Origin of the sequence: Bacillus sp. FJAT-14266, from assembly GCF_001719225.1 — a bacterium.
Classification (GTDB): Bacteria; Bacillota; Bacilli; order Bacillales; family Bacillaceae; genus Bacillus; species Bacillus subtilis.
Genome location: NZ_CP017072.1, coordinates 20,001 through 45,860 on the forward strand (window position 1 = coordinate 20,001; position 25,860 = coordinate 45,860).

A 25,860-nucleotide genomic window follows, 5' to 3' on the forward strand; every position below is an offset into this window, starting at 1 on the left:
TGCTTTTCACCTTTCCCTCACGGTACTGGTTCACTATCGGTCACTAGGGAGTATTTAGCCTTGGGAGATGGTCCTCCCGGATTCCGACGGAATTTCACGTGTTCCGCCGTACTCAGGATCCACTCAGGAGAGAACGAAGTTTTGACTACAGGGCTGTTACCTCCTATGGCGGGCCTTTCCAGACCTCTTCATCTACCTCGTTCCTTTGTAACTCCGTACAGAGTGTCCTACAACCCCAAGAGGCAAGCCTCTTGGTTTGGGCTAATCCCGTTTCGCTCGCCGCTACTCAGGGAATCGCATTTGCTTTCTCTTCCTCCGGGTACTTAGATGTTTCAGTTCCCCGGGTCTGCCTTCTCATATCCTATGAATTCAGATATGGATACCACTCCATTACGAGTGGTGGGTTTCCCCATTCGGAAATCTCCGGATCAAAGCTTGCTTACAGCTCCCCGAAGCATATCGGTGTTCGTCCCGTCCTTCATCGGCTCCTAGTGCCAAGGCATCCACCGTGCGCCCTTTCTAACTTAACCGTTAAAAAGAATCACTATGTGATATCTTGTGTTACTAATTGAATGTGATGTCTACTGTTATCTAGTTTTCAAAGAACACGTTTCGAAGGAATGATCCTTCAAAACTAAACAAGACAGGGAACGTTCTGTTTATAAGACCTAAGGTCTTATATTCCGTATAATATCCTTAGAAAGGAGGTGATCCAGCCGCACCTTCCGATACGGCTACCTTGTTACGACTTCACCCCAATCATCTGTCCCACCTTCGGCGGCTGGCTCCTAAAAGGTTACCTCACCGACTTCGGGTGTTACAAACTCTCGTGGTGTGACGGGCGGTGTGTACAAGGCCCGGGAACGTATTCACCGCGGCATGCTGATCCGCGATTACTAGCGATTCCAGCTTCACGCAGTCGAGTTGCAGACTGCGATCCGAACTGAGAACAGATTTGTGGGATTGGCTTAACCTCGCGGTTTCGCTGCCCTTTGTTCTGTCCATTGTAGCACGTGTGTAGCCCAGGTCATAAGGGGCATGATGATTTGACGTCATCCCCACCTTCCTCCGGTTTGTCACCGGCAGTCACCTTAGAGTGCCCAACTGAATGCTGGCAACTAAGATCAAGGGTTGCGCTCGTTGCGGGACTTAACCCAACATCTCACGACACGAGCTGACGACAACCATGCACCACCTGTCACTCTGCCCCCGAAGGGGACGTCCTATCTCTAGGATTGTCAGAGGATGTCAAGACCTGGTAAGGTTCTTCGCGTTGCTTCGAATTAAACCACATGCTCCACCGCTTGTGCGGGCCCCCGTCAATTCCTTTGAGTTTCAGTCTTGCGACCGTACTCCCCAGGCGGAGTGCTTAATGCGTTAGCTGCAGCACTAAGGGGCGGAAACCCCCTAACACTTAGCACTCATCGTTTACGGCGTGGACTACCAGGGTATCTAATCCTGTTCGCTCCCCACGCTTTCGCTCCTCAGCGTCAGTTACAGACCAGAGAGTCGCCTTCGCCACTGGTGTTCCTCCACATCTCTACGCATTTCACCGCTACACGTGGAATTCCACTCTCCTCTTCTGCACTCAAGTTCCCCAGTTTCCAATGACCCTCCCCGGTTGAGCCGGGGGCTTTCACATCAGACTTAAGAAACCGCCTGCGAGCCCTTTACGCCCAATAATTCCGGACAACGCTTGCCACCTACGTATTACCGCGGCTGCTGGCACGTAGTTAGCCGTGGCTTTCTGGTTAGGTACCGTCAAGGTACCGCCCTATTCGAACGGTACTTGTTCTTCCCTAACAACAGAGCTTTACGATCCGAAAACCTTCATCACTCACGCGGCGTTGCTCCGTCAGACTTTCGTCCATTGCGGAAGATTCCCTACTGCTGCCTCCCGTAGGAGTCTGGGCCGTGTCTCAGTCCCAGTGTGGCCGATCACCCTCTCAGGTCGGCTACGCATCGTTGCCTTGGTGAGCCGTTACCTCACCAACTAGCTAATGCGCCGCGGGTCCATCTGTAAGTGGTAGCCAAAGCCACCTTTTATGTTTGAACCATGCGGTTCAAACAACCATCCGGTATTAGCCCCGGTTTCCCGGAGTTATCCCAGTCTTACAGGCAGGTTACCCACGTGTTACTCACCCGTCCGCCGCTAACATCAGGGAGCAAGCTCCCATCTGTCCGCTCGACTTGCATGTATTAGGCACGCCGCCAGCGTTCGTCCTGAGCCAGGATCAAACTCTCCGATAAAGTAGTTTGACTGACTACGCACATCGCTGTGCGATTTTTAAAAACTGAATTAACAGGTACGTTTTGTCTTGTTTAGTTTTCAAAGATCATTACCGCCGCTTAACGAAGCAGCTTTATTACTATAACATTTAGCTTCTTTTAAGTCAACAACTTTTTTTAAAGTATTTAATGAAGCTTTTAGTTGATGTCAGCTGTTTATCAGCGACGAATAATAATATATCACGGATATTATCAAAAGGTCAACACCCAATTTAGGCTGTATGTGAAGAGACATTTTATCGGTTATATTCAATTGTCCATGCTCATAAGATGTAAAACAAGAATGATGGACAAGATAAGGAGGCATCATCAGTGAATCACTTCTATGTGTGGCACATTAAACGGGTAAAACAATTAATTATTATACTTATCGCCGCATTTGCAGCTGCCAGCTTTTTTTATATCCAAAGAGCTGTCCCGCTTCCCGTGTTTTCAACTGACACCGGACCTAAAGCCATTTATAAAGGAGAAACAGACTCTAAAGATATTTCACTTACTTTCGATATCAGCTGGGGTGATGAGAGAGCAGAACCGATACTTAATACTCTGAAAGCAAACGGGATTAAAAATGCAACGTTTTTTCTTTCCGCTTCTTGGGCAGAACGCCATCCAGACACAGTGGCCCGTATCGTAAAGGACGGACATCAAATCGGGAGCATGGGCTACGCTTATAAAAACTATGCCAATTTAGAGAGCAGCGAAATAAAAAAGGACATGAACCGTGCGCAAACAGCCTTTGAAAAGTTAGGGGTCAAAGACATACAGCTATTAAGACCCCCTACCGGCCAATTCAATAAGAATGTTCTAAAGGTCGCAAAGCAATACAATTATACAGTCGTTCATTACAGTGTGAACTCTCAAGACTGGACAAATCCCGGAGTTGAAAAAATCATCGACAATGTGACCAAGCAAGTTTCCGGTGGAGACATTATTCTTTTACATGCCTCCGATTCTGCAAAACAAACAGAAGAAGCATTGCCTGATATCATCCATCAGCTGAAAGAAAAAGGATTAAAAAATGTAACCGTGGGTGATCTCATCGCAAATTCTGATGCCAAATCCGCAGAGGTAAAGTAATTACTTTGCTGCAAACTTCGGCAGCATCAGCAATTGGAAGGCATTACATGCCATTAACGGAAAAAGCATTAAATAAAGCCAGTCCTCATCATTTACTCTTAATGCAGGGAACCATTCTAATGCGGTAATCACAACCATCAAAAATAACGATGACACAAATGTTTTCTTAGAGGACTGCTTTTGCTTTATATAAGCTGTAATCACTCCAAAGATCAATAAAAACACCGGTAACCACGCATAGCCAGCCAGCGATTCTCCGCTCTCTCCAAAAAATAAAAAACGCACGTACATTAAATCAAAAGCAACAAACAGGATGAAAAACAACTGCAGCAAATTCCACAAAGAGGAGGACCTTAATATCTCAAGCGCAAACCGATGAACTGTTAAAAACACGAAAAAACCCATTTGGCTGATCACACTGAAAATCATGCCTACACCGATAAACCAAAATAAAACAGAGAAAATCTGTCCCGCTTCAAATGTTAGAAACAGCCCTCTATATTCTCCCCACTTTAAAGCAAAACCCACAATACTCGTGATAAGCGCCCCGACAGCTAAAATAGAAAAGAAAAAACGAACTAAACCACGGCTTTTCATTTCTTTATTCATCCCCTCAAAAATCGCGAACAGCGATATTTTGTTATGTATAATTCCAAACAGATGAATCATATTAAAGGTAAGACAAGTATGTGAAAGGAGCTTAAGCATGTCAAAAGCCAAAACGCTATTGATGAGCTGTTTTTTGTTATTATCTGTAACAGCTTGCGCTCCAAAAGACCAAGCAGCGGATATGGACTATGATCAGACCAAAAAAATGGTTGTTGATATATTAAAAACTGATGATGGAAAGAAAGCTATTAAGGAATTATTAAATGATGATGCCATGAATGAAGCGCTGGTGATTGACCAAGATGCAATTAAAGGAACAATAGAAAAAACACTCACATCTAAAAAAGGTGAAGAATTTTGGAAAAACATCTTTGAAGACACTGATTTTGCTGAGGGCTTTGCCAAAACTCTTCAGACAGAGCATGAAAAAGTGATTAAAAAGCTGATGAAGGATCCAGATTACCAGAAGATGCTGATGAGCGTTATGCAGGATCCCGGCATGGATAAAAAGTACAGCCAGCTGGCAAAAAGCCAAGAATTCCGCAGTTATTTAGAAGAGGTTATTAACGAAACACTTTCTAGTCCGCTTTACAAAAAGCAGTTCGAAGATGAGCTGAAAAAAGCAGCAAAAGACACAGCAAAAGAAAGTGAATAAAGGGAAAGCCGGGATCTGGAATCCCGGTTCACCTTTTATACCTGCACTGACATTTTTGCATCTATTTTTTTTGCGATGTCCTGATATATTTCTCCGATTGGATGATTTTCGTCATAAACAGACGGAGCAAATTGGTCCTTATCCCAATCGGGCTGTTTCAATGGGATTCTGCCGAGTAAAGGCACGTTTAGTTCCTCAGCCAGTTTATCTCCTCCGCCTTTTCCAAACACATATTCTCTTTCCCCTGTCTTTGCACTTTCATAATAAGCCATGTTCTCTATGACACCCACGACCTCATGATCGGTTTTAATCGCCATAGAGCCCGCTCTGGCCGCGACAAAAGCAGCTGTCGGATGTGGCGTAGATACGATAATTTCTTTGCAGCTCGGAAGCATTGTATGTACATCGAGAGCAACGTCCCCTGTACCAGGCGGAAGGTCAAGAACGATATAGTCTACTTCTCCCCACTCTACTTCATGGAAAAAGTTATTCAGCATTTTGCCGAGCATCGGCCCTCTCCATACGACCGGGGCATTTTCTTCTACGAAAAAGCCCATTGACATGACCTTTACTCCAAAGCGTTCAACAGGAAGAAGTTTCTCTCCTTCAATTGTTGGACGCACAGTGATACCCATCATGTCCGGCACACTGAACCCATAAATATCCGCATCAATTAAACCAACCTTTTTCCCTAGACGAGCCAGAGAAATAGCTAGGTTTACTGACACAGTTGACTTGCCTACGCCGCCTTTTCCACTTGCTACAGCAAGAAAGACTGGCGGGTTATCCATATTTAATAATGTTTTTTTCTCAGCTGACGGCGCCCGGAATTTAGCAACCGTTTCTTCAGGCAGCTCTTCAAATCGAAGGCCGACTGTCTCAGCTCCTGCCCCTTTTAATACGTTTACGATCTCTTGCTGAATCTGCATTTGTTCTGCAGTTCCTGTTTTTGCAAGAGCGACTTTTACACTGATATGCCGTTTTTCAGGCTTTATTTTAATTTCCTTAACGGCATCCAATTCTCCCAGAGGTCTTTGAAGAAAAGGTTCGCGCATTTCTCCGACTAGTTTTCTTACTTCATCTTCTCTTATCATCGAACCTCACCCTTTTGTGTATTCGTTTACAATTATTATTATATCATACATAAATGGCGGGTGTCTTATGCTTAGAACCACAAGAAAACCCTCCATTACTCCGGAGGGTCTCCTTTTTCTGTGAAATATCGCAAAATGCCTTTATATATGGAAGATGCCACCTTGTCTTGATATTTCGGTTTACCGAGCAGCGTTGCTTCGTTTGGATTGGATAAAAATCCGACTTCTATAAGCGCCCCCGGTTTGGTGACGTTTTGCATTAAGTAGATACCATGAATCCGCTTTGCTTTCCGGGTTGTGTTTTCCAGATTTCTTCTCAGCTCATCCTGGATGTATTTTGCGACTTTCTCATTTTCCGCATATTTCCCGTAATAAAAGCTTTGGGCTCCGCTCCATTTTTGTGACGGAATCGCATTAAGATGAATGCTGATATAGAGCTCCGCCTCTGAATGGTTTATTAATTTGACTCGTTGTCTTAGATCCTCAGCTTTTCGTCGACTATAGCCTTTTGTTCCTTCTGGAGCGAGATCAGTATCACTTTCTCTGGTCATGATAACAAGCGCTCCTTGTTCTTGAAGATAATCCCTGACTCTAAAGGCCACTTCCAGGGTAACATCCTTCTCTAACAGCTTTCCGCCGACTGCTCCGCCGTCAGGCCCGCCATGACCTGGATCTAGATAAATGATTTTACCGCTCAAGGGCAGGCTCCACGGCTTCCAAGAGTCGTTATTGCTGAACTGATATTTGAACAGAAATAGTAATACGATGAAGCCTAGCAAAAAACTGAGCCATTTAAGCTTTTTCCTCATCCCTTCCCCTCCCGCTTGTCCGTTATTACATAACTATGGGACAGGGCCGGGAAATATGATTACCGCATGCGAAGCTTACACTGTTTTTCTCTTTGAACAAACCCCGCTGTCCACCAATCTTTAATGAACTTGCGTGCCGCTTCATAAACCGTGTTTTTATCAAATGCTGCGTATTGCTCGTGTATCCAATTATAGAGATAATCAAAAAACTCCATACGAAGCTCTTCTTCTTCTCTTGCAGAGCGTGCACTGATACTCTGCATGGATTCTCCGTAATAGCCGAATATCCCAAAACGCCCGCCTAACAAATAGGCTTCTATAGCAAAATCAATACAGCCTTCGGTAATAATATCTCGCTCATCATGTAAAAATAGAAACAATGGTTCCAAACAATCCTTAACAGACTGGATAATTTGTCTCAGAGAGAGTTCTTTGAGCAAGTTCTTTTCTAATTCAAAATCCTTTTGGCGTTTCACATCCATAAAAGACAGTACTTCTGCCATATAAATTCACTCTCCTTTTACCGATTATTTTGAGGTTTGGATGATGAAACAATGCCCGAATTCGGTTGGAAATTCGCCCAAATGAAGGTGTAACATCGATAAAAAATCAGCTTTCTGCAGGGTGCGGAACAAACGTTCTGTAAGTAGTTATGAAAAAAGCAGCCCCTCTAACAGGTCGCTGCTTTTCATACTTTCACGCTTCTTGTTGCAGAATATGTATGGATATATTGGTCTAATACAAACCCGCCTTTATCTTCATAAAAACCAGTAACGATAAAACCGGCATCAATTTGGCCTTTGATTTGGTCTTCTAAGGAATGGCCGAATTCCAGAGCCTCATTATTTTCGATCAGTTTTTTCACTTTATGTTTCGGAAGATCTTCTGGGTCAGCGTATGGAATGGAGTGTTTTACTTTTAAAACACCTTGCTGTTCTAATTCTGTATCAAACAGAAATACAACAGGATTGACAAAACCCGAGATTAGAATGCCGTTCCTTTTCAACACACGGTGCGCTTCCTTCCATACCGGGAGGACATTCTCAACAAAAACATTGGCAACAGGATGTACAATGACATCAAATGATTCATCATTAAATACACTTAAATCGTCCATGCTTCCTTTGACAGTGTGTATCGTGAGACCATCTCGCTCAGCAATCATTCTATCCTGATTCAGCTGTTTTTCTGAGTTATCTAATACGGTGACATCCGCGCCTGCGGCTGCCAAAACTGGACCCTGCTGGCCGCCGCCTGATGCTAAACAGAGTACTTTCAGACCTTTGATAGGCGGAAACCAATCCTTCGGTACATCTTTCATTGGTGTTACCCTTATATCCCAATTGCCTTTTTTTGCTTGTTCGATAACCTGCTGTTCAACAGCAACAGTCCATTCATTGCCTGTTTCTACTTTTTTATCCCAGGCTTTGCTATTATGAGCTACTAACGCATTCATGAATCTTCTCCTTACTTTAATGTATAGAGTATAACAAATATTTCTAGATTGATATCGCTTTCCCTTTGCATATTTAGAAAAAAGTTCATAAAAACGCAAAAAAATCACAAAGGAGATATGTGATTTATATCATCAGATTTACTTTTACTTCGTTACATAAAGCCATTAGCAATGAGAGCTATTGTTTCTCCGGGTTAAGAATCAGCAGTGAACTTTAACGGATGAGATACAGTGGTTAGATGAAGCTGGGCTGATCACATAACGATAATAAACATTGACCGAAGTTCCAATTGAATAAGAATGAAAGCTATCATGATTATTACAAAGAGACCGTTTATAAACAAACAATTTGCTTAACCCCGCCAAACGTCCATTCAGTTGTTATTTTTATGCGAGGCTGTCACGTTTTATTGAAAGAAAAAAGCTCCCAACCCAAGGTCGAGAGCTTTTTGAAAACGTAAAATTAACGTTTTGAGAACTGAGGTGCACGACGAGCGCCTTTAAGACCGTATTTTTTACGTTCTTTCATACGAGCGTCACGAGTCAGAAGACCTGCACGTTTAAGAGTTGTACGGTATTCTGGATCTGCTTCAAGCAAAGCACGAGCGATACCGTGACGGATTGCTCCAGCTTGACCAGATAGGCCGCCTCCATGTACGTTTACTAAAACATCATAAGTGCCAGCTGTTTCAGTCAAAGTTAATGGTTGTTTGATATCTTCGATTAAAGCTGCAGATGGGATATGTTCGCTGATTTCACGATTATTAACGACGATACGGCCTTCTCCTGGAACTAAACGCACACGCGCTACAGAGCTTTTACGACGGCCAGTACCGTAATATTGAACCTGTGCCAAATTGGTAACCTCCTTTTTAATTAACCGCGAAGTTCGTAAACTTCAGGTTTTTGTGCTTCGTGTGGATGCTCAGAACCACGGTATACGTTCAATTTTTTGAACATTTGACGACCTAGAGAACCTTTTGGAAGCATGCCTTTGATAGCAAGCTCAAGCATTTTCTCAGGGTAGTTTGTACGCATTTCAAGAGCAGTTCTTGATTTTAATCCGCCTGGATGTTGAGTGTGACGGTAGTAGATTTTGTCAGTTAACTTTTTACCAGTTAACTCGATTTTTTCAGCGTTGATGATGATCACATGATCTCCAGTATCAACGTGTGGTGTGTAAGTTGGTTTGTGTTTTCCGCGAAGGATAGCTGCAACTTCTGAAGAAAGACGACCTAAAGTCTTGCCAGCAGCATCAACAACTAACCACTTGCGTTCAATAGTACTTGCGTTAGCCATAGGTGTTGTACGCATTGAATTTCCCTCCTAAATGATCTGTCATTTTCAATAAACTTCGATTACGTTCTATTTCACAACACAATAAGTTCCGGGGCTTATCGTGGGGTTGAAATACATACCATATGATATCTTATAACTTTATGCAGACTCTGTCAAGAAAATATTATACACCTGGTTTAGTTGTCATAGTAAACGTTCCATAAATATAGCCCGTGCCCCGGCGCTGTGCGCCCTGCCGCTTCGCGATCCTTCGCTTCCAGCATGGATTTCACCTCATCGGGAGAAATTTTTCCAATACCTGCATCAAGCAAAGTACCCGCAATAATTCTGACCATATTATATAAGAAACCGCTGCCTGTGATCCGCATTTGCAGGCCGTCAGCCGTCTCAGTCCAATCAAGTTCGTATATCGTTCTTACCTTGTCCTGCACTTCTGTTTTAGCCGCGCAAAAGCTCGTAAAATCATGTGTCCCTATAAGATGCTTTGCCGCTTCTCTCATGTCCTGCACATTAAGGCGATATGAAAAATGGTAAGCGTAATGCCGTTTAAATACGTCCGGGTGTTTCTCCGTGTATACAAAGTAGCGATATTCTTTTTTGACTGCGCTAAATCGTGCATGGAACCCATCATCCGCAATTTCTGCCTGTTTGACTGCGATATCGTCCGGAAGCAGTGCATTTAAGGCATATGGCCATCTTTCAGCCGGGATAGACAGCGGAGTGTCAAAATGAATCACCTGTCCGGCTGCGTGAACCCCGCTGTCTGTTCTTCCAGACGAAACGACCGGAATTCTGTCTTTTGACTTATGCAGGACAGCCAAAGCCTTCTCCAGTTCATCCTGAACCGTTCTTTTGCCCGGCTGAACCTGATAACCGTTAAACAAATGTCCGTCATAAGAAATCGTGCATTTCAGTCTCATACAGCACCTCTAAGCCCTTAAGAAAAATAACAAAGCAGCTAATACAATTAAGCTGACAATGACAGAAGTGTCTTTTCCTGTCCATACAAGCTTTCTATATTTCGTACGTCCTTCTCCGCCTTGATAGCCTCTTGCTTCCATTGCCACCGCAAGCTCTTCGGCGCGTTTAAATGCGCTGACGAAGAGCGGGACAAGAAGCGGGACAATAGCCTTCACTCTATCTTTGACAGGCCCGCTTGTAAAATCAACGCCTCGCGCCATCTGAGCCTTCATGATCTTATCTGTCTCCTCCATCAGTGTCGGAATAAACCGTAAAGAAATTGACATCATAAGAGCCAGCTCATGAACAGGAAGCTTTAATTTTTTCAATGGGTTCAGCAGCTGTTCCATTCCATCGGTAATCTCAATCGGTGTGGTCGTAAGCGTTAATAAGGTTGTGATTAAAATCAAATAGACGAATCTAAGAGAAATGAATATCCCCTGAACCAGACCGCCCTCATAGACTTTGAAAAAACCTATTTGAAAGATAATCGGTCCTTCATGTGTCATAAGGATGTGAAGAAGGAACGTAAAAAGGACAATCCAGATGATTGGCTTCAGCCCTTTCATTAAAAAAGAGAAAGGAACTCTTGTTAAAGAAACGACGCCAATTGTAAATAAACCAAGCAACGCATATGTCTGAACATTATTGGCTAAGAATACAATGCAGACAAATAAAAAGATCGTGATCAGTTTTGTTCTGGGGTCAAGCCGGTGCACAAGTGAAGTCCCCGGTACATACTTGCCGATAATCATGCTGTCCATCATAAAGTCTTCTCCCCCTGAAAAAGAGCACGGATTTCAGCAGCGGCATCTTCGATTGTGAGCATAGGCTCATTAAATCTCACACCCAGTACAGCTTCAAGGTGTCTTTGGAATTTTATTGTTTCAGGAAGATCCAGCCCCCAGCCGGCCATCTCTTCACCCTTTAAAAACAGATCACGCGGACTACCTGATGCTTGTATCGTTCCTTTATGCATAACAATCATTTCATCAGCGTATGCAGCTGCATCCTCCATGCTGTGTGTCACAAGGATCGTCGTCAGGTTCCCACGTTGATGAAGCTCATAAAACATGTCCATAATCTCTTTTCGCCCTCTTGGGTCCAATCCTGCAGTCGGTTCATCCAGAACAAGCACTTCAGGGTCCATTGCAAGTACGCCGGCAATTGCAACTCTGCGCATTTGTCCCCCGCTTAATTCAAAGGGTGACCTGTCCAAAAGCTCTTCTGATAAACCTACAAGCTGCAGCATCTCTCTCGCTTTTTGTTCAGCATCTTCTTTTTTAACACCAAAGTTCATCGGTCCGAATGAAATATCTTTAAGAACTGTTTCTTCGAATAATTGATGCTCAGGAAATTGGAAAACGATTCCGACTTTTTTACGAAGTTTTTTCAGTTCTTTATTCTTTTTCCCTGCCTGAATGACAGTGCTGCCTAGTGATATCTGTCCCTTCGTCGGCTTCAGGAGACCATTTAGGTGCTGAAGAAGAGTGGACTTACCAGAGCCTGTATGCCCGATAACGGCTACGTAGCTTCCTTCTTTAATCGATGCATTGATATCATACAGTGCTAGGCGCTCAAACGGCGTCTTCATCTGATAACGATGCTCTACATCTTTGATTGTAATGTCCACAGCTCTTTCACCAGCCCTTCCTGAGTCAAATGGTTTTCTTCCAAAGCCAGTCCATTTTCTCTTAAAAGCTGGCTAAGCTGGAATGAGAAGGGTAAATCAAGCCCAATTCGAACAAGTTCTTTATTCAATTTAAAAATCTCTTCAGGCGGCCCTTCAGCATATTTTTTACCGCCATTCATGACAATGATCCTGTCTGCTTTTGCTGCCTCATTCAGGTCATGTGTAATGGATATGACAGTCGCCATGCCCTGCTCTTTTAAATGTCTTACCGTTTCAAGCACCTCTTCTCGCCCGATCGGATCAAGCATGGATGTTGCTTCATCTAAGATAATAATATCAGGACGTGCGGCAATAACCCCCGCAATCGCAACTCTCTGCTTTTGGCCTCCGGAGAGATGGTGCGGCTCTTGATCGAGAAAATCTTGCATATTCACCTGTTTTACTGCCCAGTCTACTCTCTCAATCATTTCTTCCCGCGGTACACCATTGTTTTCTAAACCAAAAGCCACATCATCGCGAACAGTCGTTCCGACAAATTGGTTATCCGGATTTTGAAAGACCATACCTATCTTCTTACGCACTTCCCAAACAGATTCCTCTGTCAATTGAATCCCGGCAACCTCAATGTCGCCTGATTCAGGAAGAATTAAACCATTCAATGCCCGGGCCAGTGTTGATTTCCCTGAACCGTTATGACCTACGATTGCAAGCCATTCACCCTCATACACCTGCAGGGAGACGCCGTCTAGTGCTCGTCTTTCTGCGTCCTTCCGATATCGAAATACGATATCCTCTACCGATATCAACTGATTTTGATTCATGGAAAACCGGCCTCCTCTCAGCTAATGCTCTGCTTTTCTCTCTATTAAAAGTTGCAGTATCTAAAAAAAGGGCATAGATCCAGTTAGAAACTGTCCCGCCCTTCTTTAGATACACAAAAATATGTGATTAAACCAATTCGATAATTGCCATTGGTGCTCCGTCACCACGGCGAGGACCAAGCTTCATAATACGTGTGTATCCGCCTTGGCGCTCCTCGTAACGAGTTGCAATGTCAGAGAATAATTTTTGAAGTGCATCTTGGTTATTTTCTTCGTTTGCAACCTCGTTGCGGATGTATGCAGCAGCTTGACGGCGAGCGTGAAGATCACCGCGTTTGCCAAGCGTGATCATTTTTTCAACTACAGAGCGAAGTTCTTTCGCACGTGTTTCAGTTGTTTCGATTCTTTCGTTGATGATCAAATCAGTTGTAAGATCACGAAGCATAGCTTTACGCTGTGCACTCGTACGTCCTAGTTTTCTGTATGACATGTGATGTCCCCTCCTTTATTGGAATGCTGTTTCTGAATAATAAACACACGAAAATCCTAGTTCACAAGGGAAACTAGTCAATCGTCTTTGCGAAGTCCGAGTCCAAGTTCTTCTAGTTTCGCTTTCACTTCTTCAAGTGATTTGCGTCCTAGATTTCGAACTTTCATCATATCTTCTTCCGTCTTGTTCGCAAGCTCTTGAACCGTGTTAATACCCGCACGCTTTAAGCAGTTGTAAGAACGAACAGAAAGATCCAATTCTTCAATTGTCATTTCAAGAACTTTCTCTTTTTGATCTTCTTCTTTTTCAACCATGATTTCAGCATGTTGAGCTTCGTCAGTTAAACCAACGAATATATTAAGGTGTTCAGTTAAAATCTTTGAACCAAGCGCAATTGCTTCTTTCGGTCCAGTGCTTCCATCAGTCCAAACATCAAGTGTAAGTTTATCATAGTTTGCAACTTGGCCTACACGAGTGTTCTCTACCTGATAAGATACACGAGAAACTGGCGTATAGATAGAATCGATCGGAATCACGCCGATTGGCTGATCGTCTCTCTTGTTTGCGTCAGCAGGCGTATACCCACGTCCTCTTTGAGCAGTAAGGCGAACTCGGAAACTCGCATTCTCACCAAGAGTCGCGATATGAAGATCAGGATTTAAGATCTCTACATCACTATCGTGTGTAATATCAGCTGCCGTTACAGTTCCTTCACCCTGTACATCAATTTCTAGCGTCTTCTCTTCATCAGAGTAGATTTTCAATGCAAGCTTTTTAATGTGTAAGATAATCGTTGTAACATCTTCCACAACGCCTTCAATTGTCGAGAATTCGTGCAGTACACCATCTATCTGGATTGATGTTACAGCGGCACCAGGGAGTGAGGATAAGAGGATACGACGTAAGGAGTTACCCAGAGTTGTACCATATCCACGCTCAAGTGGCTCTACGACAAACTTACCAAATTTGGCATCGTCGCTGATTTCAACCGTTTCGATTTTTGGTTTTTCAATCTCGATCATTACTTAAAACCCTCCTTCAAAACGTCGAAACCTCGAATAGAATCATATGAGATTCCATCCGAAATTCCCCATTGTTTAGTCCCGTATGTGCTCAGGCAACGAGTCGGTGCATTCGTTTCATAAATAACTGTATCATAACCCATTATTGACAGGGACACAAAATCTATACAAACAAATTACACGCGGCGACGTTTTGGTGGACGGCATCCGTTATGAGGAACAGGAGTTACGTCTCTGATAGCAGTGACTTCTAGTCCAGCAGCTTGAAGTGCACGGATTGCAGCTTCACGGCCTGAACCAGGTCCTTTAACAGTAACCTCTAGAGTTTTAAGACCATGTTCGATTGAACCTTTAGCAGCTGTTTCTGCAGCCATTTGCGCAGCAAAAGGAGTAGATTTACGAGAACCTCTGAATCCTAAAGCTCCGGCACTAGACCAAGAAATAGCATTACCATGAGTGTCAGTGATCGTAACGATCGTGTTATTGAAAGTTGAACGAATATGAGCAATTCCAGACTCAATATTCTTTTTCACGCGACGTTTACGCGTGTTAGATTTACGAGCAGCAGCCATTGTTTAAGAACCTCCCTTACTTATTTTTTCTTGTTAGCTACAGTACGACGCGGACCTTTACGAGTACGCGCGTTGTTTTTAGAGTTTTGTCCGCGAACAGGTAATCCTCTGCGATGACGGATTCCGCGGTAGCTTCCGATTTCGATCAGACGTTTGATATTAAGAGAAACTTCACGGCGAAGGTCACCTTCTACTTTCAGTTTGTCAATAATATCACGGATTTTACCAAGTTCTTCTTCAGTAAGATCGCGCACACGAGTATCTTCTGAAACTCCAGCTTCTTTTAAAACTTGCTGAGCCGTTGTGCGGCCAATTCCGAAGATGTATGTTAAAGAAATAACAACACGTTTGTCACGTGGGATATCTACACCAGCAATACGAGCCATTCTCTGGGCACCTCCTTATAAATTATCCTTGTTTTTGTTTATGCTTTGGATTTTCACAGATCACCATTACTTTTCCTTTTCTGCGAATAACTTTACATTTTTCGCAGATTGGTTTAACTGATGGTCTCACTTTCATGTGTTTCCAACCTCCTTCAGTTTCCGGAGTGCTTTATTTGTAACGGTACGTAATCCTGCCACGAGTTAAGTCATATGGAGATAATTCTACCGTAACTTTGTCTCCAGGTAAAATGCGAATGAAGTGCATGCGGATTTTACCAGATACATGAGCCAAAACAGTGTGGCCATTTTCAAGTTCAACTTTGAACATCGCGTTTGGCAGTGTTTCGACTATAGTACCTTCCACTTCAATTACATCGTCTTTCGCCATTCAAGTGTTCTCCCTTCTTCAAATCAGTAACTTGCTTTCTGACAAATTTCAAAAGAAGTTTGTCACACGCCCTGTTTCGTTTATACTGTTCTGAACTTCCGGAGATACGCAATCATAAAGGGTTAAATGATTGATATTCTTTTTCTTAGGAGAATGAAATGTACGCTTTTCTCCGTCTGCTGTTAGTACATTGATGATGGTTAAAATTCCAACGACAAGCAGCAAGATGAATTCGGTCTTGCCAATGTTCACCCAAGCTTTCTGCCCTATCAAGCTTGAAAAACATCTGTCTTCGGAATTATTTTCATCATCTAGACTCTCGTCAGTATATCAAAACCCGTTTCCGTAATCGCAATCGTATGTTCAAAATGAGCACACTTTTTCCCATCTACCGTTACAACCGTCCAGTTATCAGCCAATGTTTTCACGTAGCGGCTGCCAGCGTTCACCATAGGTTCAATAGCGAGAACCATGCCAGGTTTAAGCCGTGGTCCTTTGTTGGGCGGACCGTAATGAGGAATTTGCGGGTCCTCATGCAAGTCTTGACCAACACCATGTCCGACATACTCCCTAACAACTGAAAACTGCTCATTTTCGACATACGTTTGTATTGCGTGGGAAATATTCGACAAACGTTCACCTGGTTTTGCTTCCTGCAAGCCTTTATATAAAGACTCCTCTGTCACTTCCAGAAGTTTTTTGTCATCATCGCTGATGTTTCCTACCGGATATGTCCATGCAGAGTCACCATGATAACCATTTAATTTAGCACCGATATCAATACTGATGATGTCACCGTCCTTCAGCACCCTGCTGCCAGGTATGCCGTGAACGAGTTCTTCATTAACTGATACGCAAATGCTCCCGCGAAACCCATTATACCCCTTAAAAGATGGGATTGCACCCTGCTTCTTAATAAAACGTTCGGCAATTTGATCCAATTCTTTTGTCGAGATTCCTGGTTTAATGTGCTTTTTTAACTCTTCATGAGTTAAAGCCACGATTCGCCCTGCTTCCCGCATGATACCAAGTTCACGTGGGGTTTTACAGATAATCATTTTTTTAATCCTCCAAGAAGATCCTTCACATCTGCATAAACGTCTTGAATGTCCTGCTGGCCATTCACGTTTGCAAGATAACCTTTCTCTGAATAGAAATCGAGTAAAGGCTGAGTTTGCTTCATGTTTACCTCAAGCCGTTTAGAGACTGTTTCCTCATTATCATCTGCCCGTTGATAGAGTTCGCCTCCGTCTTTATCACAAATACCCGGCATTTTCGGCGGATTAAAGACTAAATGATAGGTTGTGCCGCAAACACTGCAAATTCTGCGTCCAGTCAGACGTTCCATAAGAGCGTCTTTGTCGACTTCAATGTTAATGACATAATCAATCGGCTTGCCGTATTCCTCAAGAATTTCTTCAAGAGCTTCGGCTTGAGCGACTGTTCGCGGAAATCCGTCCAGAAGAAAACCTCTTTCACAATCATCTTTGCCAAGTCTCTCTTTTACAATTCCGATTGTGACTTCGTCAGGTACGAGCTCTCCCTTATCAATATAAGATTTTGCTTCGAGTCCGAGTGGTGTTTCTTCTTTCATAGCAGCACGGAACATATCTCCTGTTGAGATATGAGGAATCCCATAATCCTCAACAATTCGTTCGCCCTGTGTGCCTTTACCGGCACCAGGAAGCCCCATTAAGACTAAGTTCATTCGGATTTCCCCCGTCCTCTCTTTATTAAGAGGGAATGGATAAATCCATTTCCTCTAGTTTTTCATAAATCCACGGTAGTTTCGTTTCACCAACTGGCTTTCTAGTTGTTTCATTGTCTCCAAGGCTACCCCGACAACAATTAACAAAGATGTTCCGCCAATTTGTGCACTTTGAGGCAATCCAGCGAATTGAATGAAAAAGATAGGAAGAATGGAAATCACGGCTAAGAATATAGAACCCACAAACGTAAGTCGATACAAAATGCTCGTAATTCTATCTTGAGTCATTTTCCCTGGACGAACCCCCGGGATATAGCCACCCTGTTTTTTAAGGTTATCAGCCATTTGTTCAGGGTTTACCTGTACAAAAGCATAAAAGTACGTAAAGGCAATAATCAACGCAACATATATCGCCATACCCACCGGATGCGTATTATCAAAGTTGTTTTGAATCCACTTTGTCACATCGTTTGTTCCAAAGAATGACGCGATCGTCCGCGGCGTTATCAAAAACGCAACCGCAAAGATTACCGGAATAACCCCTGCAGGATTCACTTTCAATGGAAGGTGTGTAGACTGACCTCCGCCAGCAGGTGAACGACCTGTGCCTTTAGCATATTGAATCGCAATTTTTCGTACGGCTTGCTGAATGAAAATAACTCCAACAATAACTGCTAAAATCGCAATCACAAGAAGTGCGACTTTCACAATATGAATAAACAACTGATCGTTGCTGCCGACAAATTGAGTCTCATATATTTGCCCAATTGTTTTTGGAATACTAGACACAATCCCCGCGAAGATAATGATCGATATTCCGTTGCCTACTCCATGAGAAGTAATTTGTTCCCCAAGCCACATTAAAAAGGCAGTTCCGCCAGTGAGCACTAAAGCAATGATAAGATATGTCGATACACCGGATTTTTCGATCAGCATACCGTTTGCCAGATTGTTGAATCCATATGACATACCTAATGCTTGGATGAAACCAAGCACAATCGTAAAGTACCTTGTGAACTGAGCTAATTTACGGCGGCCAACTTCACCTTGCTTAGACCACTCGGTAAACTTCGGTACAACATCCATCTGAAGCAGCTGAATGATGATCGAAGCCGTGATATAAGGAGTAATTCCCATTGCGAAAATGGAAAATTGGTAAAGCGCACCGCCGCCAAATGTATTAAGGAGATCAAAAACACCCATTTGAGACTGCGCCTGTAACGCTTCAGCGTTAACGTAAGGCACAGGAATAAACGCACCTATGCGAAAGACGATAAGCATGAGTAAAGTGAATATGATTTTATTCCTGATATCACTCACACGCATAAAGTTGGAGATTGTTTTAAACAAGTTAGATCACCTCAGCTGTACCGCCAGCAGCTTCAACAGCTTCTTTCGCAGAAGCAGAGAATTTATTGGCTTTTACAGTTAATTTTTTCTCTAATTTACCGTTGCCAAGAATCTTTACTCCTGCATTAAGTTTGCTAATAACACCAGTCTCTAGAAGAAGTTCAGGAGTGACTTCCGTTCCTTCTGCAAAACCGTTCAATTTGTCTAGGTTGACTACAGCGTATTCCTTGCGGTTGATGTTAGTGAAACCGCGTTTAGGAAGACGTTGGAATAAAGGCATTTGTCCCCCCTCGAATCCAGGGCGTACACCGCCGCCAGAACGAGCGTTTTGACCTTTGTGACCTTTACCAGCTGTTTTACCGTTGCCAGAACCAATACCACGACCTACGCGATTACGCGTTTTGCGTGAACCTTCTGAAGGTTTTAATTCATGAAGTTTCATTAGGACACCTCCTTATCCGATCAAATATTTTTATTGTTCTTTAACAGAAACTAAATGAGATACTTTATTAATCATACCACGGATCGCAGCGTTGTCTTCATGAACAACAGTTTGGTTTGTTTTCTTTAAACCAAGTGTTCTTACAGTAACGCGTTGGTCTTCCGGGCGACCGATTACACTTCGTTTGAGGGTAATTTCTAATTTAGCCATTAATGTTCCCTCCTTATCCTAACAGTTCTTCTACAGATTTTCCACGAAGCTTCGCAACGTCTTCAGCACGTTTAAGTTCACTTAAACCTTGAAGTGTTGCACGAATCATGTTGATCGGTGTGTTAGAACCTAAAGACTTAGAAAGGATATCAGCTACACCAGCTAGCTCAAGTACCGCACGTACAGGGCCTCCAGCGATAACTCCAGTACCTTCAGAAGCAGGTTTTAACAAGATGTTACCTGCACCGAAACGTCCGATGATTTCGTGTGGAATTGTAGTTCCAACCATTGGTACTTCAATCAAATTCTTTTTCGCATCTTCAACAGCTTTGCGGATCGCTTCTGGTACTTCTTGTGCTTTACCAGTACCGAATCCTACGTGTCCGTTTTTGTCACCGACAACGACTAGAGCTGCGAAGCGGAAACGACGACCACCTTTAACAACTTTCGCTACGCGGTTAACCGTAACTAAGCGTTCTTCTAACTCTAATTTGCTTGGGTCAATACGACGCATAATCATGTGTCCCTCCTTCTTTTATTAAAATTTAAGTCCAGCTTCACGAGCGGCATCAGCCAAAGCTTTTACACGTCCATGGTATAAGTATCCGCCACGGTCAAATACTACGTCAGAAATGCCTTTTTCAGCAGCGCGTTTTGCAACTAATTCTCCAACTTTAGTAGCAGCAGAAGTATCTCCAGTGCTTTCAACGTTCAAGTCTTTATCGAGAGTAGATGCACTAGCAAGTGTTACACCATTTACATCATCGATGATTTGAGCGTAAATGTGCTTGTTAGAACGGAAAACGTTCAGGCGCGGTCTTTCAGCAGTACCGGAAAGTTTAGCGCGAACACGAGCGTGTCTTTTAAGACGAGCAGCATTTTTGCTAGTTTTCGTAATCATCTAGGTCACTCCTTTCTTCACTTTAAGCGATCTTACTTAGCAGATTTACCTTCTTTACGGCGAACAACTTCACCTTCGTAGCGGATTCCTTTACCTTTGTAAGGCTCTGGAGAACGTACAGCGCGGATGTTAGCAGCAATAGCTCCTACGCGTTCTTTGTCTGTACCTTTTACAACTACTTTTGTTTGAGAAGGAACTTCGATTTCGATGCCTTCTTCAGGAACGATCTCAACAGGATGAGAGTATCCAACGTTTAAAACAAGTTTATTTCCGGATTTAGAAGCACGGTAACCGACACCGACTAATTCCAAACCTCTTTCAAATCCTTTAGATACACCTTCAACCATGTTGCCAAGCAGACTGCGAGTCGTACCATGCAGGGCACGGTGCTCTTTTTGATCAGAAGGACGAGCGACTGTAAGCACATTGTCCTCTACTTTAATCTCCATATCAGGGTGAAACGTACGAGTTAATTCTCCTTTTGGTCCTTTCACAGCTACAGTGTTGTTATCATTTAACGTTACTGTAACATCAGAAGGAATCTCAAGTAGCTTCTTACCTACACGAGACATACCAAACACCTCCATTCATGTTAAACTTCTTACCAAACGTATGCTAGAACTTCTCCACCAGCTTGTTTTGCACGGGCTTCTTTGTCCGTTAAAACACCTTGTGATGTAGAAATAATCGCGATTCCAAGACCGTTAAGTACGCGGGGTACTTCATTAGATTTAGCATAAACACGCAAACCAGGCTTGCTGATTCTTTTAAGACCAGTGATAACGCGCTCGTTGTTTTGTCCGTATTTCAAGAAAACGCGGATAATACCTTGTTTGCTGTCTTCTACGAACTCAACGTCACGAATGAAACCTTCACGCTTTAAAATTTCAGCAATTTCTCTTTTCAATTTAGAAGCAGGAATTTCAAGCTTCTCATGACGTACCATGTTTGCATTGCGAATACGAGTTAGCATATCTGCAATTGGATCTGTCATAACCATTATATAATTACCTCCTTCCCTTTCTTGGGGATTACCAGCTGGCTTTTTTCACGCCAGGAATTTGTCCTTTATATGCAAGCTCACGGAAACAAATACGGCAAAGTTTAAATTTACGAATGACTGAATGCGGACGTCCGCAGCGTTCACAGCGTGTGTACTCTTGTACTTTAAACTTTGGTGTACGTTGTTGTTTCGCAATCATAGACTTTTTAGCCACGATTTCGCCTCCCTTTCATTGATTATTTCTGGAACGGCATACCTACTTGAGTTAATAGCTCACGAGCTTCTTCGTCAGTATTAGCAGTTGTTACGATAACGATGTCCATTCCGCGAACCTTTGTTACTTTATCGTAGTCAATTTCAGGGAAGATTAACTGTTCTTTGATACCAAGTGTGTAGTTACCGCGACCGTCGAAAGATTTTTTAGAAACCCCGCGGAAGTCACGTACACGCGGTAAAGATACAGAAATAAGTTTATCAAGGAAATCATACATGCGCTCTCCGCGAAGAGTTACTTTCGCACCGATAGGCATTCCCTCACGAAGACGGAATCCAGCAATTGATTTCTTCGCACGAGTAACGACAGGTTTTTGACCTGCGATAAACGTTAATTCTTCAACAGCACTGTCGATTGCTTTGGCGTTTTGAACAGCGTCACCAACACCCATGTTGATTACGATTTTTTCGATTTTAGGCACTTGCATGACTGAATCATAGTTGAACTTAGTCATTAAAGCAGGTGCAATTTCTTTATTGTACTTTTCTTTAAGGCGGTTCATGAGATAGACCTCCCTTCCTTTTAATACTATTTATCTAGAACTTGCCCAGATTTTTTTGCTACACGAACTTTTTTGCCATCTTCCACTTTGTATCCTACGCGAGTCACTTCACCTGTTTTAGGATCGAGCGGCATAACGTTTGATACATGAATTGGCGCCTCTTGATTAGAAATACCGCCTTGAGGGTTAGCTTGAGTTGGTTTAGAGTGTTTCTTTACCATGTTAACACCTTCAACTAAAACGCGGTCCTTTTTAGGGAAAGCAGCAAGGATTGTTCCTTGTTTGCCTTTATCTTTACCAGAGATAACCATAACTTTATCGCCTTTTTTTACATGCATCCTGATCGCACCTCCTTGAGTAAGGCATTTATTTCATTAGATAACTTCTGGAGCTAGAGAAACAATTTTCATAAAGTTGTTTTCACGCAATTCACGAGCAACTGGTCCGAAGATACGAGTTCCGCGTGGGCTCTTGTCGTCACGGATGATAACACATGCATTCTCATCGAAGCTGATGTATGAACCGTCACTTCTGCGCGCTCCGCTTTTAGTGCGAACGATAACAGCTTTTACGACTTCACCTTTTTTGACAACGCCTCCTGGTGTTGCTTGTTTAACCGTGCAAACAATTACATCACCAATGTTAGCTGTTTTACGTCCAGAACCACCAAGAACTTTAATAGTAAGTACTTCACGTGCGCCAGAGTTGTCAGCTACTTTTAAACGAGTCTCTTGTTGAATCATTATTTGTTACCTCCCTTCGGAAAAAGAATTCCGAACTTTATTAGATAATAACAGCTTCTTCGACAACTTCAACTAGACGGAAACGCTTAGTTGCAGACAATGGACGAGTTTCCATGATCTTAACGATGTCACCGATTTTAGCTTGATTATTTTCATCATGTGCTTTGAATTTTTTTGAGTATTTTACGCGTTTACCGTAAAGTGTATGTTTTTTGTATGTCTCAACAACAACAGTAATGGTTTTATCCATTTTGTCAGAAACAACACGGCCTTGGTAAACTTTGCGTTGGTTACGTTCGCTCATGCTCACGACCTCCCCTCAGTGATTATTTATTAGCAGCAATTTCTCTTTCACGAATCACAGTTTTCATGCGCGCGATAGCTTTGCGCACTTCACGAATGCGAGCAGTATTTTCAAGTTGTCCTGTCGCTAATTGAAAGCGAAGATTGAAAAGTTCTTCTTTAAGAGACTTTACTTTTTGTTCAATTTCAGCAGTGGTAAGGTCACGAATTTCATTAGCTTTCATTTGATTCACCACCAATTTCTTCACGTTTTACGAACTTCGTTTTAATTGGCAATTTGTGAGATGCAAGGCGAAGCGCTTCACGAGCAACCTCTTCAGACACACCAGAAATTTCAAATAAAACTTTGCCCGGTTTTACAACAGCTACCCAACCTTCTGGAGCCCCTTTACCGGATCCCATACGTACCTCAAGTGGTTTAGCAGTGTAAGGTTTAGAAGGGAAAATTTTGATCCAAACTTTACCGCCACGTTTCATGTAACGAGTCATCGCAATACGTGCAGCTTCGATTTGACGGTTAGTAATCCAAGAAGCTTCAAGAGCTTGGATACCGAATTCTCCGAAATGTACTTCAGTACCGCCTTTCGCACGGCCACGCATTTTTCCGCGATGCTCTCTGCGATATTTAACGCGTTTTGGTAATAACATATTATTTTCCTCCTTCCTCAGTTTTCTTCTTAGTAGGAAGAACCTCTCCACGATAGATCCAGACTTTTACACCAAGCTTACCGTAAGTAGTATCAGCTTCAGATGTTGCATAGTCAATGTCCGCACGTAATGTGTGCAATGGAACAGTTCCTTCACTGTAGTATTCAGAACGAGCGATATCTGCACCGCCAAGACGACCAGAAACCATTGTTTTCACACCTTGTGCTCCAGCACGCATAGTACGTTGGATTTGTTGTTTCTGCGCACGGCGGAAAGAAACACGGTTTTCTAATTGACGAGCGATGTTGTCAGCAACTAGCTGTGCATCAAGATCTGCTCTTTTAATTTCAAGAATGTTAATGTGTACACGCTTGCCAGTAAGGCTGTTAAGGGCTTTGCGAAGTGCTTCGACTTCAGAACCGCCTTTACCGATAACCATACCAGGCTTAGCTGTGTGGATCGTAATGTTAACGCGGTTTGCTGCACGCTCGATTTCTACTTTAGAAACAGAAGCGTCAGAAAGGCGTTTGCTAATGTATTCACGAATTTTTAAATCTTCGTGCAGGAAGTCAGCGTAATCTTTACCAGCGTACCACTTAGATTCCCAATCACGAATGACTCCGATACGAAGACCGACTGGATTTACCTTTTGACCCACTACTTATCCCTCCTTCTTTTCTGATACAACGATTGTAATGTGGCTCGTACGTTTGTTGATTTGGCTCGCACGTCCCATAGCACGTGGGCGGAATCTTTTTAACGTAGGGCCTTCGTCAACGAATGCTTGAGAAATAACCAGGTTGTTAGCGTCCATTTCATAGTTATGCTCAGCATTTGCAATAGCGGATTTTAATACTTTCTCGATAATTGGAGAAGCAGCTCTTGGTGTAAGGTTCAAGATTGATACTGCCTCACCTACTTGCTTGCCTCGAATCAGGTCCATTACTAGACGTGCTTTACGAGGAGCAATACGGACTGTTCTTGCAACAGCTTTAGCTTGCATTTAAAAGCCTCCTCTCTTAGCGTCTTGTTTTTTTGTCATCACTAGCATGACCTTTGTACGTACGAGTTGGAGCGAATTCACCCAACTTGTGCCCTACCATATCTTCAGAGATGAATACAGGCACGTGTTTACGTCCGTCATAGACTGCGATTGTGTGACCAATAAACTGTGGGAAAATAGTAGAACGACGAGACCAAGTTTTTACGACTTGTTTCTTGTCTGTTTCATTTAATTTCTCGATTTTAGTCATCAAGTGTCCATCGACAAATGGTCCTTTTTTTAAGCTGCGAGCCATTTTGGAACCTCCCTTCGTGATTGCACTACGGTCCGAAAAGAACCGTAGACAACCCCGTTATTTATTTTTACGACGACGTACGATAAATTTATCGGATTTGTTCTTTTTCTTACGAGTCTTGAATCCAAGAGTTGGTTTGCCCCATGGAGACATTGGTGATTTACGTCCGATTGGCGCACGTCCTTCACCACCACCGTGTGGGTGATCGTTAGGGTTCATTACAGAACCACGAACTGTAGGACGGATGCCTTTCCAGCGAGAACGTCCAGCTTTACCAATGTTAATAAGTTCGTGCTGTTCGTTACCTACTTGACCGATAGAAGCACGGCAAGCAGAAAGGATCATGCGAACTTCACCAGAGTTAAGACGTACAAGAACGTATTTACCTTCTTTACCAAGAACCTGAGCAGATGTACCAGCTGAACGTACAAGCTGTCCGCCTTTACCAGGTTTTAATTCAATGTTATGCACAACTGTACCAACAGGGATGTTGATAAGTGGAAGTGCATTACCTACTTTAATGTCAGCTTCAGGACCTGACATGATTTCAGTACCTACTTGAATTCCTTTAGGAGCAAGAATGTAACGTTTTTCTCCGTCTGCATAGTTGATTAGAGCGATGTTAGCTGAACGGTTTGGATCGTATTCAACTGTAGCAACGCGTCCAGGTATACCATCTTTATCGCGTTTGAAGTCGATAACACGGTATTGGCGTTTATGTCCGCCACCTTGGTGACGTACAGTCAATTTACCTTGGTTGTTACGTCCGCCTTTTTTGTGAAGGGGAGCAAGCAAGGATTTTTCCGGCTTGTCAGTCGTGATTTCAGCAAAATCTGAAGTTGTCATACCACGACGTCCATTAGAGGTCGGTTTATACTTTTTAATCGCCATTTTGAATTTCCCTCCTTCTTTTTACAG

Annotated in this window: 39 protein-coding genes, 2 rRNA genes and 1 pseudogene (1 of these 42 cut by a window edge); 2 read left to right on the plus strand and 40 right to left on the minus strand. The window is 43.0% G+C overall.

Annotated elements, in window-relative coordinates; translation table 11 throughout:
• Together BGM23_RS00100 and BGM23_RS00105 are read right to left on the minus strand one after the other, a co-directional pair.
• Positions 1-530: ribosomal RNA gene (locus BGM23_RS00100) — 23S ribosomal RNA — on the minus strand (it extends 2,398 nt beyond the left edge of the window).
• 170 nt (positions 531-700) lie between these two features.
• Positions 701-2,250 (minus strand): 16S ribosomal RNA (locus BGM23_RS00105).
• Together the 16S and 23S rRNA genes form the textbook arrangement of a ribosomal RNA operon.
• Before the next feature lie 351 nt (positions 2,251-2,601).
• Here BGM23_RS00105 and pdaB point away from each other — a divergent pair.
• The gene (pdaB, locus tag BGM23_RS00110; RefSeq protein ID WP_003235130.1) at positions 2,602-3,366 is read left to right on the plus strand and encodes a polysaccharide deacetylase family sporulation protein PdaB; all 765 of its coding nucleotides are present in this window, start codon (positions 2,602-2,604) and stop codon (positions 3,364-3,366) included.
• Here pdaB and kbaA read toward each other — a convergent pair whose 3' ends face one another.
• Positions 3,367-3,963 carry a KinB-signaling pathway activation protein gene (gene kbaA, locus BGM23_RS00115; RefSeq protein ID WP_004399693.1) on the minus strand — a complete coding sequence of 199 codons (597 nt, stop codon included), beginning with the start codon at positions 3,961-3,963 and terminating at the stop codon, positions 3,367-3,369. It abuts the gene before it with no gap.
• A 109-nt stretch (positions 3,964-4,072) separates the two neighbouring features.
• Here kbaA and gerD point away from each other — a divergent pair, with 109 nt between their 5' ends.
• The gene (gene gerD / locus BGM23_RS00120; protein WP_003235126.1) at positions 4,073-4,630 is read left to right on the plus strand and encodes a spore germination lipoprotein GerD; all 558 of its coding nucleotides are present in this window, start codon (positions 4,073-4,075) and stop codon (positions 4,628-4,630) included.
• A 35-nt stretch (positions 4,631-4,665) separates the two neighbouring features.
• Here the strand turns inward: gerD and salA are convergent, their stop codons facing one another.
• From salA to rplB, 37 genes and pseudogenes are all read right to left on the minus strand, one after another.
• Positions 4,666-5,724: an iron-sulfur carrier protein/transcriptional regulator SalA gene (gene salA, locus BGM23_RS00125; RefSeq protein ID WP_003235124.1), complete on the minus strand. Its 1,059-nt coding sequence runs from the start codon at positions 5,722-5,724 to the stop codon at positions 4,666-4,668.
• A 95-nt stretch (positions 5,725-5,819) separates the two neighbouring features.
• The gene (gene cwlD / locus BGM23_RS00130; protein ID WP_015252979.1) at positions 5,820-6,533 is read right to left on the minus strand and encodes an N-acetylmuramoyl-L-alanine amidase CwlD; all 714 of its coding nucleotides are present in this window, start codon (positions 6,531-6,533) and stop codon (positions 5,820-5,822) included.
• Positions 6,534-6,592: 59 nt separating this feature from the next.
• Positions 6,593-7,036 carry a YbaK family protein gene (locus BGM23_RS00135; RefSeq protein ID WP_015715122.1) on the minus strand — a complete coding sequence of 148 codons (444 nt, stop codon included), beginning with the start codon at positions 7,034-7,036 and terminating at the stop codon, positions 6,593-6,595.
• Positions 7,037-7,221: 185 nt separating this feature from the next.
• Positions 7,222-7,989 (minus strand): class I SAM-dependent methyltransferase, encoded by a 768-nt coding sequence (locus tag BGM23_RS00140; RefSeq protein ID WP_029317184.1) that lies wholly within the window; start codon positions 7,987-7,989, stop codon positions 7,222-7,224.
• Positions 7,990-8,452: 463 nt separating this feature from the next.
• Positions 8,453-8,845 (minus strand): 30S ribosomal protein S9, encoded by a 393-nt coding sequence (gene rpsI, locus BGM23_RS00145; RefSeq protein WP_004399691.1) that lies wholly within the window; start codon positions 8,843-8,845, stop codon positions 8,453-8,455.
• A 20-nt stretch (positions 8,846-8,865) separates the two neighbouring features.
• Complete coding sequence (gene rplM / locus BGM23_RS00150) at positions 8,866-9,303, minus strand: 50S ribosomal protein L13 (RefSeq protein ID WP_003241966.1); 438 nt, start codon at positions 9,301-9,303, stop codon at positions 8,866-8,868.
• 161 nt (positions 9,304-9,464) lie between these two features.
• Positions 9,465-10,208: a tRNA pseudouridine(38-40) synthase TruA gene (truA, locus tag BGM23_RS00155; protein ID WP_004399657.1), complete on the minus strand. Its 744-nt coding sequence runs from the start codon at positions 10,206-10,208 to the stop codon at positions 9,465-9,467.
• Positions 10,209-10,217: 9 nt separating this feature from the next.
• The gene (locus tag BGM23_RS00160; RefSeq protein ID WP_029317183.1) at positions 10,218-11,015 is read right to left on the minus strand and encodes an energy-coupling factor transporter transmembrane component T family protein; all 798 of its coding nucleotides are present in this window, start codon (positions 11,013-11,015) and stop codon (positions 10,218-10,220) included.
• Entirely contained in the window at positions 11,012-11,881 is an 870-nt protein-coding gene (locus tag BGM23_RS00165; RefSeq protein ID WP_046664349.1) for an energy-coupling factor ABC transporter ATP-binding protein, read from the minus strand. Before BGM23_RS00165 ends, BGM23_RS00160 begins: the two co-directional genes overlap by 4 nt.
• Positions 11,857-12,702 (minus strand): energy-coupling factor ABC transporter ATP-binding protein, encoded by an 846-nt coding sequence (locus tag BGM23_RS00170; RefSeq protein ID WP_004399689.1) that lies wholly within the window; start codon positions 12,700-12,702, stop codon positions 11,857-11,859. Before BGM23_RS00170 ends, BGM23_RS00165 begins: the two co-directional genes overlap by 25 nt.
• 127 nt (positions 12,703-12,829) lie before the next feature.
• Positions 12,830-13,192: a 50S ribosomal protein L17 gene (gene rplQ, locus BGM23_RS00175; protein ID WP_003225836.1), complete on the minus strand. Its 363-nt coding sequence runs from the start codon at positions 13,190-13,192 to the stop codon at positions 12,830-12,832.
• A gap of 77 nt (positions 13,193-13,269) precedes the next feature.
• Positions 13,270-14,214 (minus strand): DNA-directed RNA polymerase subunit alpha, encoded by a 945-nt coding sequence (locus BGM23_RS00180; RefSeq protein WP_003225835.1) that lies wholly within the window; start codon positions 14,212-14,214, stop codon positions 13,270-13,272.
• 176 nt (positions 14,215-14,390) lie between these two features.
• Positions 14,391-14,786: a 30S ribosomal protein S11 gene (rpsK, locus tag BGM23_RS00185; protein WP_009966385.1), complete on the minus strand. Its 396-nt coding sequence runs from the start codon at positions 14,784-14,786 to the stop codon at positions 14,391-14,393.
• A gap of 20 nt (positions 14,787-14,806) precedes the next feature.
• Positions 14,807-15,172, minus strand: coding sequence for a 30S ribosomal protein S13 (gene rpsM / locus BGM23_RS00190; protein ID WP_003235095.1), 366 nt, complete (start codon positions 15,170-15,172; stop codon positions 14,807-14,809).
• A 22-nt stretch (positions 15,173-15,194) separates the two neighbouring features.
• The gene (rpmJ, locus tag BGM23_RS00195; RefSeq protein ID WP_003156543.1) at positions 15,195-15,308 is read right to left on the minus strand and encodes a 50S ribosomal protein L36; all 114 of its coding nucleotides are present in this window, start codon (positions 15,306-15,308) and stop codon (positions 15,195-15,197) included.
• Between the two features lie 33 nt (positions 15,309-15,341).
• Positions 15,342-15,560 carry a translation initiation factor IF-1 gene (infA, locus tag BGM23_RS00200; RefSeq protein ID WP_003156508.1) on the minus strand — a complete coding sequence of 73 codons (219 nt, stop codon included), beginning with the start codon at positions 15,558-15,560 and terminating at the stop codon, positions 15,342-15,344.
• A pseudogene (locus BGM23_RS00205) lies at positions 15,538-15,806 on the minus strand (ribosome-binding protein ybzG). Before BGM23_RS00205 ends, infA begins: the two are co-directional and overlap by 23 nt.
• A 65-nt stretch (positions 15,807-15,871) precedes the next feature.
• A complete protein-coding gene (gene map, locus BGM23_RS00210; protein ID WP_003225828.1) occupies positions 15,872-16,618 on the minus strand; it encodes a type I methionyl aminopeptidase in 747 nt (248 codons plus the stop codon).
• Entirely contained in the window at positions 16,615-17,268 is a 654-nt protein-coding gene (locus tag BGM23_RS00215) for an adenylate kinase (protein ID WP_029727021.1), read from the minus strand. Before BGM23_RS00215 ends, map begins: the two co-directional genes overlap by 4 nt.
• 54 nt (positions 17,269-17,322) lie before the next feature.
• Positions 17,323-18,618: a preprotein translocase subunit SecY gene (gene secY / locus BGM23_RS00220; protein ID WP_004399662.1), complete on the minus strand. Its 1,296-nt coding sequence runs from the start codon at positions 18,616-18,618 to the stop codon at positions 17,323-17,325.
• A gap of 1 nt (position 18,619) precedes the next feature.
• Entirely contained in the window at positions 18,620-19,060 is a 441-nt protein-coding gene (rplO, locus tag BGM23_RS00225; RefSeq protein WP_003225819.1) for a 50S ribosomal protein L15, read from the minus strand.
• A 30-nt stretch (positions 19,061-19,090) separates the two neighbouring features.
• Positions 19,091-19,270, minus strand: a complete 180-nt coding sequence (gene rpmD / locus BGM23_RS00230) for a 50S ribosomal protein L30 (RefSeq protein ID WP_003156497.1) — start codon at positions 19,268-19,270, stop codon at positions 19,091-19,093.
• Positions 19,271-19,283: 13 nt separating this feature from the next.
• Complete coding sequence (gene rpsE / locus BGM23_RS00235; RefSeq protein WP_003328273.1) at positions 19,284-19,784, minus strand: 30S ribosomal protein S5; 501 nt, start codon at positions 19,782-19,784, stop codon at positions 19,284-19,286.
• Between the two features lie 24 nt (positions 19,785-19,808).
• Positions 19,809-20,171: a 50S ribosomal protein L18 gene (gene rplR, locus BGM23_RS00240; protein ID WP_003225816.1), complete on the minus strand. Its 363-nt coding sequence runs from the start codon at positions 20,169-20,171 to the stop codon at positions 19,809-19,811.
• A gap of 32 nt (positions 20,172-20,203) precedes the next feature.
• Positions 20,204-20,743, minus strand: coding sequence for a 50S ribosomal protein L6 (gene rplF / locus BGM23_RS00245; RefSeq protein WP_004399690.1), 540 nt, complete (start codon positions 20,741-20,743; stop codon positions 20,204-20,206).
• A gap of 29 nt (positions 20,744-20,772) precedes the next feature.
• Positions 20,773-21,171 (minus strand): 30S ribosomal protein S8, encoded by a 399-nt coding sequence (gene rpsH / locus BGM23_RS00250; protein ID WP_003241998.1) that lies wholly within the window; start codon positions 21,169-21,171, stop codon positions 20,773-20,775.
• 31 nt (positions 21,172-21,202) lie between these two features.
• Positions 21,203-21,388 (minus strand): 30S ribosomal protein S14, encoded by a 186-nt coding sequence (gene rpsN, locus BGM23_RS00255; protein ID WP_003156488.1) that lies wholly within the window; start codon positions 21,386-21,388, stop codon positions 21,203-21,205.
• A 22-nt stretch (positions 21,389-21,410) separates the two neighbouring features.
• Positions 21,411-21,950: a 50S ribosomal protein L5 gene (gene rplE / locus BGM23_RS00260; protein WP_003225809.1), complete on the minus strand. Its 540-nt coding sequence runs from the start codon at positions 21,948-21,950 to the stop codon at positions 21,411-21,413.
• 26 nt (positions 21,951-21,976) lie between these two features.
• Positions 21,977-22,288, minus strand: coding sequence for a 50S ribosomal protein L24 (rplX, locus tag BGM23_RS00265; protein WP_003156486.1), 312 nt, complete (start codon positions 22,286-22,288; stop codon positions 21,977-21,979).
• 36 nt (positions 22,289-22,324) lie between these two features.
• Complete coding sequence (gene rplN / locus BGM23_RS00270) at positions 22,325-22,693, minus strand: 50S ribosomal protein L14 (protein WP_003225805.1); 369 nt, start codon at positions 22,691-22,693, stop codon at positions 22,325-22,327.
• Positions 22,694-22,733: 40 nt separating this feature from the next.
• Entirely contained in the window at positions 22,734-22,997 is a 264-nt protein-coding gene (gene rpsQ / locus BGM23_RS00275) for a 30S ribosomal protein S17 (RefSeq protein ID WP_003225804.1), read from the minus strand.
• A gap of 22 nt (positions 22,998-23,019) precedes the next feature.
• Entirely contained in the window at positions 23,020-23,220 is a 201-nt protein-coding gene (gene rpmC, locus BGM23_RS00280) for a 50S ribosomal protein L29 (RefSeq protein ID WP_003156482.1), read from the minus strand.
• A complete protein-coding gene (rplP, locus tag BGM23_RS00285; RefSeq protein WP_003225801.1) occupies positions 23,210-23,644 on the minus strand; it encodes a 50S ribosomal protein L16 in 435 nt (144 codons plus the stop codon). Before rplP ends, rpmC begins: the two co-directional genes overlap by 11 nt.
• 1 nt (position 23,645) lies before the next feature.
• Positions 23,646-24,302, minus strand: coding sequence for a 30S ribosomal protein S3 (gene rpsC, locus BGM23_RS00290; RefSeq protein ID WP_003242001.1), 657 nt, complete (start codon positions 24,300-24,302; stop codon positions 23,646-23,648).
• A gap of 3 nt (positions 24,303-24,305) precedes the next feature.
• A complete protein-coding gene (gene rplV / locus BGM23_RS00295) occupies positions 24,306-24,647 on the minus strand; it encodes a 50S ribosomal protein L22 (RefSeq protein ID WP_003156475.1) in 342 nt (113 codons plus the stop codon).
• A 16-nt stretch (positions 24,648-24,663) separates the two neighbouring features.
• Positions 24,664-24,942, minus strand: a complete 279-nt coding sequence (rpsS, locus tag BGM23_RS00300; RefSeq protein ID WP_003156472.1) for a 30S ribosomal protein S19 — start codon at positions 24,940-24,942, stop codon at positions 24,664-24,666.
• A gap of 57 nt (positions 24,943-24,999) precedes the next feature.
• Positions 25,000-25,833 carry a 50S ribosomal protein L2 gene (rplB, locus tag BGM23_RS00305; RefSeq protein ID WP_003225795.1) on the minus strand — a complete coding sequence of 278 codons (834 nt, stop codon included), beginning with the start codon at positions 25,831-25,833 and terminating at the stop codon, positions 25,000-25,002.
• Positions 25,834-25,860 lie beyond the last annotated feature (27 nt).

Excerpts from the sequence above, each read along its gene's own strand:
- rpmC (WP_003156482.1), bottom strand. The coding sequence starts at position 23,220 with ATGAAAGCTAATGAAATTCGTGACCTTACCACTGCTGAAATTGAACAA.
- rplV (WP_003156475.1), bottom strand. The coding sequence starts at position 24,647 with ATGCAAGCTAAAGCTGTTGCAAGAACAGTCCGTATTGCTCCTCGTAAA.
- rplN (WP_003225805.1), bottom strand. The coding sequence starts at position 22,693 with ATGATTCAACAAGAGACTCGTTTAAAAGTAGCTGACAACTCTGGCGCA.
- BGM23_RS00140 (WP_029317184.1), bottom strand. The coding sequence starts at position 7,989 with ATGAATGCGTTAGTAGCTCATAATAGCAAAGCCTGGGATAAAAAAGTA.
- map (WP_003225828.1), bottom strand. The coding sequence starts at position 16,618 with ATGATTATCTGTAAAACCCCACGTGAACTTGGTATCATGCGGGAAGCA.
- BGM23_RS00135 (WP_015715122.1), bottom strand. The coding sequence starts at position 7,036 with ATGGCAGAAGTACTGTCTTTTATGGATGTGAAACGCCAAAAGGATTTT.
- rplM (WP_003241966.1), bottom strand. The coding sequence starts at position 9,303 with ATGCGTACAACACCTATGGCTAACGCAAGTACTATTGAACGCAAGTGG.
- BGM23_RS00180 (WP_003225835.1), bottom strand. The coding sequence starts at position 14,214 with ATGATCGAGATTGAAAAACCAAAAATCGAAACGGTTGAAATCAGCGAC.
- rpsH (WP_003241998.1), bottom strand. The coding sequence starts at position 21,171 with ATGGTTATGACAGATCCAATTGCAGATATGCTAACTCGTATTCGCAAT.
- cwlD (WP_015252979.1), bottom strand. The coding sequence starts at position 6,533 with ATGAGGAAAAAGCTTAAATGGCTCAGTTTTTTGCTAGGCTTCATCGTA.
- rpsM (WP_003235095.1), bottom strand. The coding sequence starts at position 15,172 with ATGGCTCGTATTGCTGGTGTAGATATCCCACGTGACAAACGTGTTGTT.
- rplO (WP_003225819.1), bottom strand. The coding sequence starts at position 19,060 with ATGAAACTTCATGAATTAAAACCTTCAGAAGGTTCACGCAAAACGCGT.
- rplP (WP_003225801.1), bottom strand. The coding sequence starts at position 23,644 with ATGTTATTACCAAAACGCGTTAAATATCGCAGAGAGCATCGCGGAAAA.
- kbaA (WP_004399693.1), bottom strand. The coding sequence starts at position 3,963 with ATGAAAAGCCGTGGTTTAGTTCGTTTTTTCTTTTCTATTTTAGCTGTC.
- rpmJ (WP_003156543.1), bottom strand. The coding sequence starts at position 15,308 with ATGAAAGTGAGACCATCAGTTAAACCAATCTGCGAAAAATGTAAAGTT.
- rpmD (WP_003156497.1), bottom strand. The coding sequence starts at position 19,270 with ATGGCTAAATTAGAAATTACCCTCAAACGAAGTGTAATCGGTCGCCCG.
- rplQ (WP_003225836.1), bottom strand. The coding sequence starts at position 13,192 with ATGTCATACAGAAAACTAGGACGTACGAGTGCACAGCGTAAAGCTATG.
- rpsE (WP_003328273.1), bottom strand. The coding sequence starts at position 19,784 with ATGCGTCGTATTGACCCAAGCAAATTAGAGTTAGAAGAACGCTTAGTT.
- BGM23_RS00170 (WP_004399689.1), bottom strand. The coding sequence starts at position 12,702 with ATGAATCAAAATCAGTTGATATCGGTAGAGGATATCGTATTTCGATAT.
- rplR (WP_003225816.1), bottom strand. The coding sequence starts at position 20,171 with ATGATTACGAAAACTAGCAAAAATGCTGCTCGTCTTAAAAGACACGCT.
- BGM23_RS00215 (WP_029727021.1), bottom strand. The coding sequence starts at position 17,268 with ATGAACTTAGTCTTAATGGGGCTTCCTGGTGCCGGTAAAGGCACACAG.
- rplE (WP_003225809.1), bottom strand. The coding sequence starts at position 21,950 with ATGAACCGCCTTAAAGAAAAGTACAATAAAGAAATTGCACCTGCTTTA.
- rplF (WP_004399690.1), bottom strand. The coding sequence starts at position 20,743 with ATGTCTCGTGTAGGTAAGAAGCTACTTGAGATTCCTTCTGATGTTACA.
- rpsQ (WP_003225804.1), bottom strand. The coding sequence starts at position 22,997 with ATGAGCGAACGTAACCAACGCAAAGTTTACCAAGGCCGTGTTGTTTCT.
- BGM23_RS00160 (WP_029317183.1), bottom strand. The coding sequence starts at position 11,015 with ATGATGGACAGCATGATTATCGGCAAGTATGTACCGGGGACTTCACTT.
- truA (WP_004399657.1), bottom strand. The coding sequence starts at position 10,208 with ATGAGACTGAAATGCACGATTTCTTATGACGGACATTTGTTTAACGGT.
- rplB (WP_003225795.1), bottom strand. The coding sequence starts at position 25,833 with ATGGCGATTAAAAAGTATAAACCGACCTCTAATGGACGTCGTGGTATG.
- infA (WP_003156508.1), bottom strand. The coding sequence starts at position 15,560 with ATGGCGAAAGACGATGTAATTGAAGTGGAAGGTACTATAGTCGAAACA.
- gerD (WP_003235126.1), top strand. The coding sequence starts at position 4,073 with ATGTCAAAAGCCAAAACGCTATTGATGAGCTGTTTTTTGTTATTATCT.
- rplX (WP_003156486.1), bottom strand. The coding sequence starts at position 22,288 with ATGCATGTAAAAAAAGGCGATAAAGTTATGGTTATCTCTGGTAAAGAT.
- rpsK (WP_009966385.1), bottom strand. The coding sequence starts at position 14,786 with ATGGCTGCTGCTCGTAAATCTAACACGCGTAAACGTCGCGTGAAAAAG.
- rpsS (WP_003156472.1), bottom strand. The coding sequence starts at position 24,942 with ATGGCTCGCAGCTTAAAAAAAGGACCATTTGTCGATGGACACTTGATG.
- salA (WP_003235124.1), bottom strand. The coding sequence starts at position 5,724 with ATGATAAGAGAAGATGAAGTAAGAAAACTAGTCGGAGAAATGCGCGAA.